Source organism: Microbacterium sp. A94, assembly GCF_051842855.1.
Classification (GTDB): Bacteria; Actinomycetota; Actinomycetes; order Actinomycetales; family Microbacteriaceae; genus Microbacterium.
The window spans coordinates 115,534-131,696 of record NZ_JBPXMU010000002.1 but is presented as its reverse complement, the minus strand read 5'-3'; the positions used below and the strand labels follow the sequence as shown (position 1 = coordinate 131,696).

Annotated in this window: 16 protein-coding genes; 7 read left to right on the top strand and 9 right to left on the bottom strand. The window is 62.4% G+C overall.

Going from position 1 to position 16,163, the window contains the following annotated elements; all coding sequences use genetic code 11:
* Positions 1 to 215 precede the first annotated feature (215 nt).
* Entirely contained in the window at positions 216 to 1,697 is a 1,482-nt protein-coding gene (locus tag ACSU1L_RS06535; protein ID WP_439255143.1) for an aldehyde dehydrogenase family protein, read from the bottom strand.
* Positions 1,698 to 2,004: 307 nt separating this feature from the next.
* On the opposite strand from ACSU1L_RS06535, the gene ACSU1L_RS06530 reads away from it, so the two are divergent.
* A complete protein-coding gene (locus ACSU1L_RS06530; protein WP_439255142.1) occupies positions 2,005 to 2,640 on the top strand; it encodes a TetR/AcrR family transcriptional regulator in 636 nt (211 codons plus the stop codon).
* Positions 2,641 to 2,643: 3 nt separating this feature from the next.
* Here ACSU1L_RS06530 and ACSU1L_RS06525 read toward each other — a convergent pair whose 3' ends face one another.
* The 3 genes from ACSU1L_RS06525 to ACSU1L_RS06515 are packed head-to-tail and all read right to left on the bottom strand — an operon-like array spanning position 2,644 to position 5,427.
* A complete protein-coding gene (locus ACSU1L_RS06525; protein WP_439255141.1) occupies positions 2,644 to 3,873 on the bottom strand; it encodes an NAD(P)/FAD-dependent oxidoreductase in 1,230 nt (409 codons plus the stop codon).
* 1 nt (position 3,874) lies between these two features.
* The gene (locus ACSU1L_RS06520; protein WP_439255140.1) at positions 3,875 to 4,195 is read right to left on the bottom strand and encodes a 2Fe-2S iron-sulfur cluster-binding protein; all 321 of its coding nucleotides are present in this window, start codon (positions 4,193 to 4,195) and stop codon (positions 3,875 to 3,877) included.
* Positions 4,192 to 5,427: a cytochrome P450 gene (locus ACSU1L_RS06515; RefSeq protein WP_439255139.1), complete on the bottom strand. Its 1,236-nt coding sequence runs from the start codon at positions 5,425 to 5,427 to the stop codon at positions 4,192 to 4,194. The genes ACSU1L_RS06520 and ACSU1L_RS06515 overlap by 4 nt, the downstream gene beginning before the upstream one ends.
* 277 nt (positions 5,428 to 5,704) lie before the next feature.
* Between ACSU1L_RS06515 and ACSU1L_RS06510 the strand changes: the two genes are divergently transcribed.
* From ACSU1L_RS06510 to ACSU1L_RS06490, 5 genes are all read left to right on the top strand, one after another.
* Positions 5,705 to 6,865, top strand: coding sequence for an ABC transporter substrate-binding protein (locus ACSU1L_RS06510; protein ID WP_439255138.1), 1,161 nt, complete (start codon positions 5,705 to 5,707; stop codon positions 6,863 to 6,865).
* Between the two features lie 103 nt (positions 6,866 to 6,968).
* On the top strand, positions 6,969 to 7,865 hold the full coding sequence (locus tag ACSU1L_RS06505; RefSeq protein ID WP_439255137.1) for a branched-chain amino acid ABC transporter permease: 897 nt from the start codon (positions 6,969 to 6,971) through the stop codon (positions 7,863 to 7,865).
* The gene (locus ACSU1L_RS06500) at positions 7,862 to 8,773 is read left to right on the top strand and encodes a branched-chain amino acid ABC transporter permease (protein ID WP_439255136.1); all 912 of its coding nucleotides are present in this window, start codon (positions 7,862 to 7,864) and stop codon (positions 8,771 to 8,773) included. The genes ACSU1L_RS06505 and ACSU1L_RS06500 overlap by 4 nt, the downstream gene beginning before the upstream one ends.
* Positions 8,770 to 9,546 carry an ABC transporter ATP-binding protein gene (locus tag ACSU1L_RS06495; RefSeq protein WP_439255135.1) on the top strand — a complete coding sequence of 259 codons (777 nt, stop codon included), beginning with the start codon at positions 8,770 to 8,772 and terminating at the stop codon, positions 9,544 to 9,546. The genes ACSU1L_RS06500 and ACSU1L_RS06495 overlap by 4 nt, the downstream gene beginning before the upstream one ends.
* Complete coding sequence (locus ACSU1L_RS06490; protein WP_439255134.1) at positions 9,527 to 10,252, top strand: ABC transporter ATP-binding protein; 726 nt, start codon at positions 9,527 to 9,529, stop codon at positions 10,250 to 10,252. The genes ACSU1L_RS06495 and ACSU1L_RS06490 overlap by 20 nt, the downstream gene beginning before the upstream one ends.
* Positions 10,253 to 10,265: 13 nt before the next feature.
* Here ACSU1L_RS06490 and ACSU1L_RS06485 read toward each other — a convergent pair whose 3' ends face one another.
* The 5 genes from ACSU1L_RS06485 to ACSU1L_RS06465 are packed head-to-tail and all read right to left on the bottom strand — an operon-like array spanning position 10,266 to position 14,885.
* Entirely contained in the window at positions 10,266 to 11,078 is an 813-nt protein-coding gene (locus ACSU1L_RS06485) for a nuclear transport factor 2 family protein (protein ID WP_439255133.1), read from the bottom strand.
* Positions 11,079 to 11,089: 11 nt separating this feature from the next.
* Positions 11,090 to 12,028 carry an SDR family NAD(P)-dependent oxidoreductase gene (locus ACSU1L_RS06480; protein WP_439255132.1) on the bottom strand — a complete coding sequence of 313 codons (939 nt, stop codon included), beginning with the start codon at positions 12,026 to 12,028 and terminating at the stop codon, positions 11,090 to 11,092.
* Positions 12,029 to 12,058: 30 nt separating this feature from the next.
* Positions 12,059 to 14,032, bottom strand: coding sequence for an FAD-dependent oxidoreductase (locus tag ACSU1L_RS06475; protein WP_439255131.1), 1,974 nt, complete (start codon positions 14,030 to 14,032; stop codon positions 12,059 to 12,061).
* Complete coding sequence (locus tag ACSU1L_RS06470) at positions 14,029 to 14,436, bottom strand: MaoC family dehydratase (RefSeq protein ID WP_439255130.1); 408 nt, start codon at positions 14,434 to 14,436, stop codon at positions 14,029 to 14,031. The genes ACSU1L_RS06475 and ACSU1L_RS06470 overlap by 4 nt, the downstream gene beginning before the upstream one ends.
* Positions 14,433 to 14,885 carry a hotdog fold domain-containing protein gene (locus ACSU1L_RS06465; RefSeq protein ID WP_439255129.1) on the bottom strand — a complete coding sequence of 151 codons (453 nt, stop codon included), beginning with the start codon at positions 14,883 to 14,885 and terminating at the stop codon, positions 14,433 to 14,435. The genes ACSU1L_RS06470 and ACSU1L_RS06465 overlap by 4 nt, the downstream gene beginning before the upstream one ends.
* Positions 14,886 to 14,992: 107 nt before the next feature.
* Here ACSU1L_RS06465 and ACSU1L_RS06460 point away from each other — a divergent pair, with 107 nt between their 5' ends.
* Positions 14,993 to 16,147, top strand: coding sequence for an acyl-CoA dehydrogenase family protein (locus tag ACSU1L_RS06460; protein WP_439255128.1), 1,155 nt, complete (start codon positions 14,993 to 14,995; stop codon positions 16,145 to 16,147).
* Positions 16,148 to 16,163 lie beyond the last annotated feature (16 nt).

The window sequence follows — 16,163 nt, the reverse complement described above, 5'->3', positions numbered from 1 at the left end:
GTTTTCACTTCTTCGTGGTGTACTCAGGGGAACAAAAGCTGTTACAACCATACGGTTGTTAGAAACAAATCTCAAGAGGCGGACGCGCCTTGGCTTCTTTGAGTGCGTGGGTGCGGTCGGTGCCTGACACGCCTTAGGTGCGAAGCTCGCAAGAATGCCCACCAGCTGCGAGCAAGCTCAGCTGATGGGCATTCTTGGCCGGTCTATTCCGAGACTCAACCGATACGTGAACGAATGTCGTCGATAGCCCCCTCGATAAGGCCATCCATCGCTGAATTCATGCCGTCGGAAGCTAGAGCCCGACCGACCAGGTTGTCTGCTGCGCCAGCATCTGGCGACGCTGTAGCCACCATGCGGCTATGGGTGAACTGATCGAATCCGGCCTTGCCGTGGTAGGCGCCGTACCCAGAGTTGCCAACGCCGCCGAAGGGGGCACCCTCGACATTCGCATGCACCATGCCGTCGTTGCGCGTGACTCCGCCACTGGTCGTGTAGTCGAGGAAGCGCCGGAACTCCACCGTGTCTTCGCCGAACCAATAGGTGCTGAGCGGCGAGGGCCGAGAGCTGACGTACTCGACGACTTCTTCAATGTCGTCGTAGACGTAGATCGGCAGAACTGGCCCGAAGATTTCCTCGGAGGAAATCTTCGCGGCCTCCGGAACGTCAAGAAGAACGGTAGGCGCGATTCGTCTGCCTTCACGTGAAGGCAGAGATGCCGCTTCGTCGTCGTTGACAGCCTCGAGCTTGCGGGCACCGTTTGCGACGGCGTCGTCGATCAAGCCGACGATTCGATCGTAATTGTTGTTATTGACGATCGAGACGACACCGGGATTGTTGAGGTAGTCGGGAAAGAGGTCCATGAACTGCCCTAGGACCTTTTCGACGAAGACATCGAGCGATTCGCGGGGAACGAAGACATACTCCGGGCACAAGCACACCTGCCCGCCGTTGATCGCGCGAGTTTGCGCAATGCGACGCGCGGCTAGATCGAGGTCGGCGTCGCGCGCAACGACTGCCGGGTTCTTTCCGCCCAGCTCGAGAACGATCGGTACGAGGTTCTTTGCCGCGGCAGCAGCAACGAGTCTGCCGACACGAGGCGACCCGGTGAAGAGAAAGCCGTCGAAGGGGAGTTCGGAGAACGTCTCTGCTGTCTTCAGATCTCCCAGTACAACGGTGGCTTCGTCTTCAGTCATGAACTCGGCGACCGCTTTCGCGAGCACCTTGCCGGTGCGAACGTGAAAGTCAGGGCATTTCAACACCACCCGGTTGCCCGCAGCGAGTGCGGCCAGCGCGGGCTGCACGGTCGAGGCGATCGGAAAGTTCCATGCGCCGATGACACCGATGACTCCCCGCGACTTCTGCTGAATGAACCCGGCTGCAACCTGAATGGGCTTCATCCACTCTTCGAGGCTCTCGCGCAGAACCTTCGCGTCGGCCAGCCAGCCGACAACCTCGAATGCCTTGCTCAGCGCGTGCGGGCGCTGGCCGAAGTCGAGATCCATCGCGTCGCTGAGCTCGTTAGCGTAAGTGAGAATAGCCAGGCACAGCCGGTCGATGCGATCCCGCCGTACTTCAGCCGAAGCGCGCCCCTCTTTCAGGAATGCTGCGCGTTGGAGGGAGAGAATTCGCTCAAGCTCCTCACGGCCGACGGGTTCGGTAAGTGGCCTCTCAACTGATAGAGCGTTCGACATAAACATCACTCGATTCTGTAGCTCGGAGCACAGGCGGCGTCGGAGCCGGCGCCGATGCAGATCACAATGACTTCGCTCTGATGAGCTGAACGATTCGATCACAACTCCGTAATCAACCGGTTGTTTGTTATGTTAGCGATGTTCAATCGTGCGCACAACTGCTACGCCGACTACCTCCGCGACGTCTCACCGGCCGAGTTCGAGCAGACATTTTATGCTGGCCAAACCGACCACACCCAGCTGGCGGGAATCAAACCGCGCGAGCCCCATCAGGCCCAGGGTACTTCACGCCCACGACCGGTAGTTTGGATCTATGGCCAATCAGGACGTTACAGGTCCGCCGGCGAGCGCGCGTAAGACATCGCGCCCGATCTCCCGCAAGTCCGGCGACGAGCGCTGGGAGGAGTTGCTCAACGTATCGGCGCACATGTTCGCTCAGAACGGCTACGCGGCGACGTCGCTGCAGCAGATCGCTGATGAGCTCGGCATCCTCAAGGGCAGCATCTATTACTACATCAAGTCCAAAGGTGACCTGCTGTACGAGGTGATCCGGAGTGTCTACTGGGATGGCTTCGAACGGTTCCAAAGCTACAGTCAGGCGTCCGGGACCGGTCTGGAGCTTCTCGCCAAAGCGATCGAGGGGCATGCGGTGTTCCTCGTGGAGCATCTCACCGCGACAAGTGTCTACCTGCACGAATTCGAGCGTCTCGAACCGGCACAACGCGAACAGCTGACTGAGTATGACTATCGCCAGCTTGTCAGTGACCTCATTCGGCGCGGACAGGAAGACGGGAGCGTCCGACGCGACGTCGATCCGTCGGTCGCAGCCCTGGCAATCCTTGGCTCGATCAATTGGATCTACCGCTGGTACCGCGCGGGGTCGAAGACCCCGGAGGAGATCGGGCGCGAGTTCGCGAAGATATTCGTCACCGGCCTGGCGGCGGGCTGATCTTCAGGCCGCGACCGATGAGCCCGACCGAGCCAGGGCCGCGAGATCGAAATCCTGGTCCTGCGCCTGTTCGGGCGTGATACACAGGCCATGTGTCAGCAGGGCGCGCACGGCGATATAGTCAGCGGGGTTCGAGAAGGATTCGGCACCCAGCAGTCCTCCGTCGTTGAAGGCGAAGATACTGAATCGACCGCTGTCACCGCGCACCACGTAGCGATCTGCTCCCGCGACCAAGCCAGCAATCTGGAGTTTCACGCCGGCCTGCTCGGTCCAGAACCACGGTGTCGTGATGTACGGCGTGGTCTGACCGGTCAGCCGGGCGGCCACCGACCGTGCCTGATCGGTCGCGTTCTGTACGGATTCCAGCCGGATGCCGCGCCTGCCGCGAGGAAACGCTGCAACATCGCCGATCGCGGAGACCGACGGATCGATCGTGCGCAGGAACTCATCGACGCGGATGGCACGCAGTGACTTGTCGCAGAGATCGGCGCCGGCCGGTCCGATGCTCGCTGCGGATCCCACGCCGACGAGTACGAGATCGGACGGCAGCAGCTCTCCCGAGTCCAGCCGGACTCCGGTGACCCTGCCCGCGGAGCCGACGATCGCGTCGACCGAAACGGCTGTTCGCACCGTCACGCCGAGGCCGCGATGCTTCTCGACAAGTACATCGGATGCGAGTGCGGTCAGGGTTCGTGCCATCACGCGCTCTGCCTTCTCCAGAACAGTGACGTCGAGTCCCGCTTTGCGTGCAGTGGATGCGACTTCCATTCCGATGAATCCGCCCCCGATGACCGTCAGTGCCGCGCCGCTTCGCATCGCGGTACGGAGACGTTCGGCGTCGTCGACGGTCGAAAGTTGAAACACGCCGTCAAGCTGCGCCCCGGTGCCCGGCCACGGGCAGGGTGAAGAGCCGGTGGCGATGACGAGGTGGTCGTAACCCAGCTTGCGTCCATGAGCGAGCTCGAGGTGCTTCCGGCTGTTGTCGATGCCGATGGCGGACTCACCGAGTGCAAGCTCGACGTCGAGTTCCTCGTAGAACGACGTGGGCCGGAATACGAGCGATTCACGATCGAGGTCTCCGCTGAGAAACGCCTTCGACAGCGGCGGGCGCCGGTAGGGCAGTTCGACGCTGGCATCCACGAGCGTGATGGCACCGTCGAACCCGCGATCCCGGAGGGCTTCGGCGGTGGTGGTCCCGCCCTGGCCGGCGCCGATGATGACGACGGGGCGCATGTCAGACCTGCGTCTCGGGGAGTCGAACACGTGCGTGTGCGATCGAGTCGTCCATGATGAGCTGGCAGGAGAGCCGAGAGCACTCGTGCACAGGCGAGGCCGCGAGTTCGAGCATGTCGCGTTCGTCCTGGGTCTGCTCGGGCAGTTGTCCCGCCACTGATTCGACATAAACGTGGCAGGTTGCGCACATGAGCTGGCCACCGCATTCACCGACGATGCCTCGTACGCCGCTGGACACCGCCGCCTGCATGATGCTGGTGCTCGCAGGAACAACAAGCACCGTCTCGGTGCCGTCGGCTGCCAAATACTTGACGCGGCTCATGCTGTTGTCTCACTCGAGTCGTACTCGACGTGGAGTGCGGTGACCGCTCGTGCGGCGATGAATGGTTTCCAGCGGATGTCTTCGGTGACGCGGAGGCCGGGGAGTCGCTCGAGGATCTTCGGCAGCGCGATGCGCGCTTCGATTCGGGCGAGCTGCGCCCCCAAGCAGGCGTGTGCACCGCGGCCGAAAGCGATATGTGAGGGCTGGGTCGGCCTGCGGATGTCGAACGTGTCGGCGTTCTCGAAGATGCTCTCGTCCCGATTGGCTGAATGCAGTACGAGGTAAGCGCGGTCGCCCGCGTTCAGGGTCTTGCCGCCACGCTCGTGGCTCTCCGCGACCCAGCGCACGATGACCTTGATCGGCGCCTCGTAGCGGAGCACCTCTTCGATGGCGGTGTTGATGAGCGACGGCTCGGTGAGTAGCTGCCCGCGCACATGTGGCTCGCGTTCGAGCATGACGAGGAAGTTGCACAGCAGGTTCGTCGTGGTCTCGTGTCCGGCGAAGAGGATAAGCGTGCACATCGAGAGAAGCTCCGACTCTGTGAGCACGTCACCGTCCGCAGCCGGAGTCATGAGGGCTGAGATCATGTCGTCGCGAGGGTCGGCTTTACGCTTGTCGATGAGATCTCGCAGGTAGTCCTGCATCTCGCCGATGCTTGTGAACGCGCGTGTGTAGCGATCGGGCGCGGCCTTGTCTCCGGCGCTGAACGCGACCAGCGCGAGCTCATCCGACCATTTTCGAAACAGCGGGCCGTCGCTTGCCGGTGCCCCCATCATGCGTGCGACGACAGTTGCGGGCAGAGGGCTGGCGATTCCCTCGATGAAGTCGGTGCTGGCGGAAGCGATGAAATCATCGATCAACTCGTCGACGAGTTGACTCATCCACTCCGCCATCCGGGCGATCTGCTGACCGCGGAAGGCGTTGTTTGCGAGCTTTCGCAGCCGTGTGTGCACCGGCGCGTCGGTCACCGAGAGCCAGTCACCCATGACCTCGAGCATGGGTCCGAGGCGCTCGCGGCGCTCCGGTGGCAGGATCTCGAGCAGAGGACGGATGCGGTCGGATGACAGTCTCGGGTCCATGAATCCGTCGACGACATCGCCATATCGTGTCAGTAGCCAGGCCCGTTGCGCGGCGTCCCAGTGGACGGGATCGTGTGCTCGCAGATCTGCCCAATAGGAGTTCGAATCCTCGATTAATTCGGGGGAGAGAATGTCTTTGCTTTCGACGGGCATATGGGCTCCTTATCGCATTACCTTCACGGCACCCACAGAGTACCCGCCAAACGGTCGTTTGTCGACTATAGATGAATCGATCGGATGACAGGATCCGATGAATTTCTTCGGGATGATGTTTGACTTTTTCCGCCCGGGGCCCGAGACTCTTCTATATAACAACCAGTTGTTAGATTTAATGAAGAATTCTGACGCGTGGACGTCCCGATCCGCTCGTCACTCGCATGGATCTTGTCGACCCAGTGAACAGCGAACCCCCATACAAGAGGAGAGTGCAATGAGGCACACAATCAAGGCAATCGCGATCGCAGCACCGCTTGCGCTCGTTCTCGCCGCATGTAGCGCGACGTCCGACGGGTCCGGAGAGGGAGCGGGCGACGCTCCCGCTGATGTGAGCGAGGTGACGCTATCGTTCCTGGGTGATATTTCCGGGGCTGCAGCATTCTGCGGCAGTGAGGCTCAGACCGGTTTCGAGGTTGCCATCGACTGGGTCAATGAGAATGGCCTCGCCGGAGATGTCATCCTCAACCCGGACATCCGCGACACGCAGACCGACCCGAAAGTCGCTGCGACCGAGGTTCAGTCGATCGTCTCGAGTGACTCTGTGGGCGCTGTCATCGGGTGCGCTTCAGGCGTGTCGCAGGCGACCGCTGCCGCGGCGCAGAGCCTCAGCCTGCCGATCGTTGCCATGCAGTCCGGCAGTGAGGCTGTGATCGAAGCTGGCGATCACATCTTCCGCACCACGGCACCGCAGTCGAGTTACCACTTCCGTCAGGCTGACTACTACATCGAGCAGGGCATCGAGTCAGTCGCGTTGGTCACGCAGTCGGACAATCCGACCCTCGTAGAAGTCGCCGATATTGTTTATCCGCCCATCTTCGAGGAAGCAGGTGTCGAGATCGTCGCGAACGAGAGTTTCCTGGGCACGGACACCGACTTCACCGCTGTTGCCTCGAAGGTCGTCGGCGCCGACCCCGATCTGGTCCTCTTGCTGGGACAGGGCACTCCGAACGTGACGGTCTCGACCGCTATCCTGAACCAGGGCTATGACGGATTCGTCGGCGGTTCGGCGGGCTTCGCCAACGGCGTTCTCGAACCGTTGGGTGCCAGCGCAGACGGCTTTACCTGGCCTGCGGACTTCAGCGTTGATGGACCGGCTGAGTCAACTCAGGAGTTCGTGAGCTACTACGAGGAGCAGACTGGCGAAGTTCCCGGCGCCTTCGCCGCCGAGACCTGGGACGCTGTTCTGTTGTTCGCTCAGGGCATCGCCAACGCCACAGACCCCAGCGACCGCGCGTCGGTGCTCGAAGGCATCAGCCAGGCCGCCGATGCTGGATTCGACGGTGCGGTCGGCCCGATCAGCTTCGAAGACCGTGACGCCCGCATCGACGGCCTCCTCCTCGAGTGGCGCGACGGTGCAGTCCACGTCGTAGGCTGACCAACCCCGCTGGAGTCGAGGGGCGGTGCGTCCCGTACCGCCCCTCGACTCTTCAAAAATCCTCCACAAGTCCCGCTGCAGAAAAGGAAAGGAGGGCGACACCGTGCTTGGTCAGTTTGTCAACGCCATCATCCTGGGTTCGCTGTATCTGATGTTCGCCCTGGGGCTTTCGCTCTCCTGGGGTGTGCTCAAGGTGCTTAACCTCGCGCATGGCTCGATCTTCATGTTCGGCGCCTTCAGCGCGTACATCGTCACGCGCGAGGTATCGCCCGACATCCCGCTGTGGGTGCTCGTCATCTTCGCGGCCGTCATCGGCGCAGTGCTCTCACTCATCCTGCAGATCTTCGTCTTCCGACCGATCATGCAGCGCGCGGCCGATCAGCACGCGGCTGAGCTTGCGATCCTGATCGCCAGCATCGGAGCGAGCCTCATTCCGATCGCGGTGGCACTCAACTTCGCCCGGGCTGAAGTGGTGAACCTTCCGATGGACATCACGCAGACGCCGATTCACAAGTTCGCGGGGATCACGATCTCCGACCTCCAGATCACCATCATCCTGGTCGGAATTCTTTCCACGCTCGCCCTCTGGTGGTGGGTTTCCCGCACGCAGGGCGGTCGTGCCCTGCGCACGATCGCGCAGGATCCTAAGACCGCCGAGCTGCTCGGAATACCCGTCGCTCGCATGTCGGCGCTGACCATGGTGGTCAGCGGCGCGCTTGCTGGAGCCGCTGGACTTCTGCTCGCAGCCAACTCCAACGCGGTCGACGCTCATTCAGGTGAGCACCTTTTACTCAAGGCCTTCGCCGTCATCATTCTCGGTGGGGTCGGATCCATTCCCGGAGCGGCACTGGGGGCGTTCGTACTCGCATTCGCGGAGACAGCCGCCGTGGTCTTCGTTGGCGGAAGCCTCCGAGACGCGATCGCCTTCGCTCTCATCCTCGTCGTGCTGCTGGTGCGACCACAGGGAATCTTCGGCGAGAAAGCGTGGAAGCGCGCATGATCGAATTCCTGCAGCAGAATGATCTGCTCCTCAAGACACTGATGATGTACATCGTGCTCGGACTGAGTGTCCAGGTGGTGCTGCGAGCAGGCGTCTTCTCGCTCGCCAGCGCCGGCTTCTGGGGCATCAGCGCGTACACGACGGCCATTCTCACCAAGCTCATTCCCTGGCCGTTGGCCATCCTTATCGGACTCCTGATCTGCGCGGCAGCATCGGGCCTGCTCGCCCTGCTGCTCACCCGCCTACGCGGTCTGTATCTCGGCATGGGAACGATCGCATTCAACCTTCTGGTCGTCGCGGTGGCGCTCAACTGGACACCCGTAACGGGAGGCCCGTCCGGAATCTTCGGGATCCCCATGGTGATGTCCCTGCCGACATCCATTGGTCTCGCTGTGCTCGCCGTCGCCAGTGTGGCGTTGTGGCAGTCCCGTTCGGGCGGTCGCTTCGCCGATGCGCTGCGAACGGACGAACCGCTTGCGATGTCTCTCGGGATCGATACTTTCAAGCTTCGAATCGCGACTTTCATGTTCAGTGCCGTTCTCGGTGCGCTGTCTGGCAGCATGTCCGCGCTCAGCTACGGCGTGCTTGGGCCGAATGACTCAGGCTTCTCCCTGGTTGTAATGGGGCTGACGATCGTCGTTCTCGGTGGGACATCCTCATGGGTGGGAGCTGTGATCGGCGCGTTCATCGTGACGATGCTGCCGCGTTGGATCGGATTCGTCCGTGAGTGGACCGATGTCGTTTATGGTCTGCTCATCATCATCATGGTGATCTTCGCGCCGCAGGGAATCTGGGGCATCATCCAGCAGCTGTGGCACCGGGTGCGTCAACGGAAGCTTCCGGATGCTCCCGTAGCGCCGGCCACAACGACGATCCGGGTTCCGACGAAGAGGGATCAGAGGTCATGATGGCGCAGGAATCACAGCCAGTCCTTGATGTCGACGACGTCAAGGTCCACTACGGCGGGGTTCGTGCCGTCGACGGCGTCTCGTTTCAGGTCTGGCCGGGCGAGCTCGTGGGCATCGTCGGGCCAAATGGCTCAGGTAAGACGACGCTCGTCAATGCGATCACCGCATTGACGCACATCACCGACGGTGACATCCGAGTCGACGGTGAGACGATTAAGAAATTCGCCCCACCGCGCATTGCGAGGCTGGGCGTTCGTCGCACCTTCCAGGCAATTCGTCTGCTCCCCGATCTCACCGTTGTCGAGAACGTGATGTTGGGAGCGGACGACGGTGGAAGCCCGCTCGACGCGGCCTTCCGACCCCTCCGTGCCGCCAAAGCGCAGCGTCGATCACGGGTGGCTGCGCTCGAAGCGTTGGGTCGAGTCGGGATGGTTGAGTACGCCGAGCTTCTCCCGGGCGCTCTGCCCTATGGGTTCCAACGGCGCGTGGAGATCGCTCGAGCTCTCGCGAGCTCACCGCAGCTTCTTCTGCTTGACGAGCCGGTTGCAGGCATGAATCCGCGAGAGCGGGAGGAAGTCTCGGAGCTCCTGCTGAACCTTCGCTCCGAAGGCCTCACCCAGTTGCTCATCGAGCACGATCTGGGTCTTGTTACGCGGGTATCGAGCCGGATCGTCGTTGTGGACTTCGGCAAGGTGATTGCGACAGGTGATCCGGTTGAGACAATCCGTGATGAGCGAGTGAGGGAGGCCTACCTTGGTCGAAAGAACGCATGATCTGCTGCAGGTGAAAGACCTGCGTGTCGGATATGGGCACCTCATCGGCCTCCGCAGCCTCGACGTCACCGTTCAGGCAGGGGAGATCTCAGTGATGCTCGGCGCGAACGGTGCCGGAAAGTCTTCTGCGCTCAATGCGATCGCCGGTTCAGTTAAATCCAGGGCCGGTCGCATCGTGTTTGACGGAGTCGATATCACACGTAAACCTGCCTGGAAGATCTCGCAGGCCGGGCTGGTGCTCGTGCCCGAAGGACGCCATATCATCGGGCCGTTGACGGTGTCGGAGAATCTCAGGCTTGGCGCGTTCGGTAGAGGTTCTGCGAGGCAAGCGCGCGAGGGGGAGGAGGAGATCTATGAGATCTTCCCGATGCTCGCCGAGCACCGTCGCAGCCTCGGCGGGCTTCTCAGCGGTGGGCAGCAGCAGCTCCTTGCGTTCGGTCGAGCGCTCATGGCCAAACCGAAGCTGATCCTGCTGGATGAGCCATCTATGGGGTTGGCGCCGATCATGGTTGACCGAGTGCTCGAAGCTGTCGTCAGTATCGCGGGACGCGGTATCGGTGTGCTGATGGTGGAGCAGAATGCTGCTGCCCTGGACGTCGCCCATCAGGCCGCTGTGCTTGAGCAGGGGATGGTCGTCGTTCGCGGGACTCCGAAGGAGTTGTTGGCTGACGATCGCGTCACACAGGCGTTCCTCGGCGTCGCCTGAGCCGGATGCTCGGCTACCGTGCGCCCGCGAGGCGACGCGTGTAGCTGAGTCGGTCGGTCACCACGTGCCCCGTGATCGCACCGCTGCTGGTGCTCACATAACCGCTCGCGTAGAGCGAGCCGGGCGTGCCGATCAGAGAGTCGAACTCATCTCCCAGGCCACCGGCGTACACACCGTCCGCTCGAATGTGGAACGCAGCCCGCTCACCGCAGCTGAACAGGTCGAGAACGTCGACCGACAGCGCCTCGAGTCGCGCGCGCTCGTGTCCGGCTTCAGATTCATCGTCGAACTCGACGGTGTCGCTTGCGAACAGCTCTCCGTGCTCCAACCATCTTCTGACCGATGATTCGACCGGTTCTGACTCGGCGGCGAGGGAGTCAGTCCAGGGATCGGTTCCGGGCGCGGGAACCGGGTGGGATGCTGCGCCCTCCGATTGGCGACGTCGGGAGAAGTAGTCCTGCTCGACTCGACACTCGGTGAGGCGTTCGCCGTCCCAGCGGTACAGGCTGACCCCGCGCCACGAGGTATTCTTGCCGGTCAGGAGGGACTTGCCGTGTTCACTGAAACGCAACGCGGCGCGGTTGCCACTGGTCATGAAGTCGTGGACGGTGAAGCCCAGCCCCGGATACTGACGGTACTGCTTCTCGGTCGCCGGCTTGTAGGCGTCGTCGCGACCCCGAATCTCGAACTCACCCATCCGCAACACGTAGTCCTTAACCATCAGTCGATCGCAGACGTCGAAATCGTGGCTGGCGGTATAGGCGTATGCGTAATCGCGCAGCAGAAGGCCGAGTGCAGGGATGCGGGAACCGGTTATGGAGTCCATCTTGGGCGCTTTCAGATTAAGCCGCGCGCCCGCAGGCGGGTGGCGACATCCGCGATCTCGTCGCGGATCATCGTGGGGATGGTGAATGAGGTGGGGTTGAGGATGTCATCCAGATGCGTGGCGATGTCGTCGGCAGTGGCATCGACCTTCGCCGATATCCATCCTTGCGTCAGCCCGTAAACGACTCGTGCATAGCGACCGGCGAGCGCGGAGAACGCCTCACCGGTCACGCGGCAGTCGCTACTGGCGAGATACACGGCTAACGGGGCAACCGTCTCGGGTGCCCGCCGATCGGTGAGCGAGTTCAGGAGCGCGCGCACCCCCGCAGGGTCTTCGCCGATGTGAGCAGTTCCGGTTGCGATCTGCGAGATCGCATAGGGCAGTACCGAGTTGACTTTGATGTTGAACTCCGCTCCCTCGAGGGCGAGCGTGCGCGCCAACGTCATCACTCCGCCCTTGGCGGCACCGTAGTTGCCGTTGCCGACGTGGCCGAAGGTCGATCCGGAGCTCGTGAAGACGATGCGACCGTAACCTTGAGCTTTCATGTGCGGCCACGCAGCTCGGGTCGTGTACATCGCAGCGAGAAGGTGCACGGCTACCACCGACTCGATGTCTTCATCTGTGAGCTCATCGATTGTTCCGGTGCGCAGGAATCCGGCGTTGTTGATAATGGCATCGATGCGGCCGAAGGATTCGACCGCTGTGGCGACGAGGCTTTCGGCGCCAACTGCAGTCGAGATATCCGAACGGTCCGAGACGGCTCGACCACCTACGGCTTCGATCTCCGCGACCACCGCATCCGCTCGCGGGGTTCCCTCTTCGTCCGTCGCCAGGTCATTGACGACGACTGCGGCGCCGCGTCGGGCGAGTTCTCGGGCGTAGGCACGGCCGAGACCCCGGCCCGCTCCAGTGACGACAGCGCACTGGCCGTCCATTCGAATTTCAGTCATGGGTGCCTCACGGTCGGTGTCGGTCGCTGGTCAGGCCGGCGGCGCATCAGCTGCGCTGCCGACGAGTTCGCGGATGGCGGTGTTGGCGTCGTGAACTGCTTCGCCGATGCGGCTGATCTGCCGAGCGTCGCCGATCAGGATGCTGGTGATGCCGTGTTCGGCGAGTTCCGTGGCTAGGGTGTCGTCGCTGCGGCGGCCCTGGGCAATGACGACCAGCGCTGCCGTGATGTGTGTTGTACCGGCATCCTCGCTGAGAGTGACACCTGCGCGGTCGATCGAGAGAACATGGGTGCCGGTGCGGATGGAGACGTGCGGATTCGCGCGCAGCCGGGTCAGCAGAACCTTGCGATACAGCGGTTCGGCGGCTCGTGCTAGCTGATGTTCCTCCGATCGAGAGATGAGCACGACATCCAATCCGCGTGCAGCTATGAGCTCCGCGGTCTCGCAGCCGGTTTCCCCGCCACCGTAGACGATGACCGGACCTCGCCAGGATTCTGGCGTCGGACCGCGATCGAGAAGCAGATCATAGGCCGATACAACGTGCGCCAGGTCGTCTCCCGGGATGGCCTGCGTGGTCGGCACGGTTCCCTGTGCCTGAATGACCGCGAAAGGATCGAGAGCAAGAACGTCGTCGAGGGTTGCCCGAGCGCCCACCCGCACGTCGACTTTTGACGCGGCGAGGCGACGTTCGAGATAGTCCCGATACCAGAGCAGGTTGTCTTTGTGTGGTGGTGCGGCCGAGGCGATAATGCCTCCTCCGAGGCGATTCTCGCTTTCGAACAGCGTCGTGGTGAAGCCAATCGAATCGGCCTGCACCGCGGCGGCGAGGCCTCCGGGGCCGCCGCCGATGATCACGATCTGCCGTCCGCGGCCGACGTTCTTCGTAATCAGCGGCACGGTCTCTCGCCCGGTCCGCGGATTCTCCGCGCATGCGGTTGGGAGGTGCTTGAAGACGCGGTCCGCGCACCAGTTGCAACTCGTGCACGGCCGGATGTCTGCACTGCGCCCCTGTGCGGCTTTGGCGACCCAGTGCGCGTCGGCCAACAGTGGACGACCCAGCGCAACCAGATCCATGTCTTCGCGCAGGAGTGTGGCTTCGGCGGTTTCTGGCGTGCGCGAGCCGATTCCCGCGACCGGGACGTCGACAGCATCCCTGATGCGCCGGGTCATCTCGAACCGCCAGCCCTCCTTCGACATCGGGTCGATCGTGCGCTCCAGTGAACCAGTGAGCGAACCGGTTGAGACGTCGATGCCGTCCAATCCGGCGGCAACGAGTCGAGGTGTGATCCGCACCATGTCCTCGATGCCGAGCCCCCCCGGTGTGAAGTCATCCGCGGAGATACGGTAAAGGAGCGGGACGTCCCCGATCGCATCCTTGATCGCGCGAATGACAGCGATGGGGAACGCGAGCCGGCGCTCTTCATCACCACCCCATTCGTCATTGCGTTGGTTCATCAGCGGGGAGAGGAACGCCATGAGTAAGTATCCATGCGCGCCGTGCAGCTCGATCGCCTCGTACCCGGCGAGCAGTGCGCGACGGGCAGCCTCGCGAAAGCTGACGATGAGGCCGACGATTTCGGCACCGATCAGCGCGCGGGCGCGCAGGCTGTCGTTACGGCGCGAGCGGACGTTGCTGGGTGCTACGGCCACGTGACCCTCTCGGGGCACGGCGAACTGTCCTGGCGCCTGCAGCTGCAGAGCCGGCGTCGCACCTCCGGCGCGGATCGCGGCTACCAACCGTGCATGGCCCGGGATCGCGGCGTCGTCATCGAAGACGAGCTGACGCTCCTCTGAAACTCCGTAACTGCTGTCGATGCAGGCGAATTCCACGGCGATGAGGCCGACGCCACCCCGCGAACGCTCTGCGTAATACTCGATCTGGGCGTCAGACACTCGGCCACCGGGATCGGACAGCCCCGATGACATCGCCGCCATCAGCGTACGGTTCCGGATAGTGACAGAGCCCAGGGTGAAAGGGCTGAGCAACGTGGGATAGCTCGTCACGGGATCACCACATTCACGACACCCTCGACCGCACGATCACCCTTCTCAATGTCGAGCCAGACGCGGCTTGTGATGTGCATGCCGTCAGAGTGACGCTCTATACTCTCGATGCTCCCACCGGCTGTGACGATATCGCCCTCGAACACATTGGATAAGAGTCGCGATTGGAAGCGCTGCAGGTGCGCGGTCGGGAAATTCTTGCGCACCATGTCCATCATGTACGCGAGGTTGGTGGGGCCCTGGTTGATGAGTCGGTCGCCGAGACCGAGTTCGCGCACGGCGTCCGCGTCGAGGTGGATCGGGTTGGGGTCATCGAGCAGCACCGACATTGTCTTCATGGCCTCTGCGGTAACCGCCGTGACTCGGTGTGGGGTGAGGGCGTCGCCGGGAGAGCGTTCGTTCATGGAAGATTCTCCTTTCGGGGCAGGACGAAAGAAAGGCGCGCGGATGCCACCATATTCCCGTCGTCGTCGACGAGGCGCTCTTCGAAATCGAGGAGGTCGAAGATGCCGGCTGCCCTGCCTTGTTTGCGAGTGATGCCGAGGATTGTACCTTCGACGCGGTATTCGGTGTCGGGCCGCATTGGCGCCACGTATTCGAACTGGACGCTGCCGAGCATCGGACCATCATCGATGTCGAAATGAGCGAGAGCGCAGACTTCTCCGACGCTCATGCCGATTCCTCGCTGGGTAGCCAGATATGCGTAGATGGGGTGCAACTCATCTACGGGTCCTGGGGGGCCCAACACGTCGACTAGCAGGGGTGCCTCGGCCGCCGGAATGCTGACCGTGCCGGTCGTCAGCGCTGTTCCAGGAAGAGCTCGAAGATGCTCGGGAAGGTCTGCTTCGGGCATGGATCCTCCGGTCGTTCCGCTTGGTCGACGTCGATGAGGCGCGGGATGGCCTCTGTGTTAGTATACCGACTGATTGGTAGAAATGATACTCAGTGAAGGGCGGGGCCATGGCGTTCAAACGGTCCGCACGGTCGATTTTCGATTCCGAGCACAAGGAGTTCCGCAGCGCGGTCCGTGAGTTCCTTGCTCGCGAGGCGCTGCCGAAGGTAGCGCAGTGGAAGCGGGATGGCATCATTGATCGTGATTTCTGGCGCAGTGCGGCAGAAAACGGCTTCGTGGGTTTCGCCGCGGACCCCGAGTATGGCGGCTTGGGCATCCGCGACTTCCGGTACAACGCGATCATCGAAGAAGAGGTCGTCTACGCGGGGGCAGGGACGGATGCCTTTCAGCTGACGAACAGCATTTTGGTCCCCTATCTGACCGATCTCACCACCGCAGAGCAACGCGAGCGCTGGCTGCCGGGTATCACCAGTGGAGACATCGTCCCGGCCATCGCAATGTCCGAGCCCGGGGCTGGCTCCGATCTGCGCGGTATCAAGACGACTGCCCGGTGGGATGGCGAGCAGTGGGTCCTGAACGGATCGAAGATTTTCATCACCAGTGGGATCCAGGCCGACCTGGTGATCGTGGCAGCACGCGTCGAACGCGACGACATCGAGGGTCTTGGGCTCTTCGTGGTCGAGGCGGGCATGGTGGGCTTCGAGCGCGGGCGCAGGCTCGACAAGATCGGCCGGGAGGCTCAGGATACCGCTGAGCTCTTCTTCGATAATGTCGCCGTACCCGAATCCAACGTGCTCGGCGAAGCTGGCAGGGGTCTCAGCCTCATGATGCGTAATCTCGCATCCGAGCGCCTTGCGATGGCGGTCACCGCGATCGCTGATGCTGAGCGTGCGTTGGAACTTACGACCGAATACACCGAAGAGCGGGTTGCCTTCGGTAAGCCGATCTCGAGCTTCCAGGCCAACAGCTTTGACATAGCCGAGATGGTCACGGAAGTGCGCGTGGGCCGTGTCTACGTCGACGACTGCATTCGCCGTCAGGTCGCAGGCGAACTCAGCGATGCCGAGGCTGCGGGCGCGAAATACTGGGCCACCGAACTCGAATGGCGAGTGCTCGACCGCTGTTTGCAGTTGCACGGCGGCTACGGATACATGAACGAGTATGAGATCGCCTGGCGCTGGCGTGACGCCCGGGTGCAGCGCATTTACGGTGGCACCAGCGAGATCATGAAGGAGATCGTCGGACGCTCGATCGGGCGGTGACGCAAAGTCCTGGCGC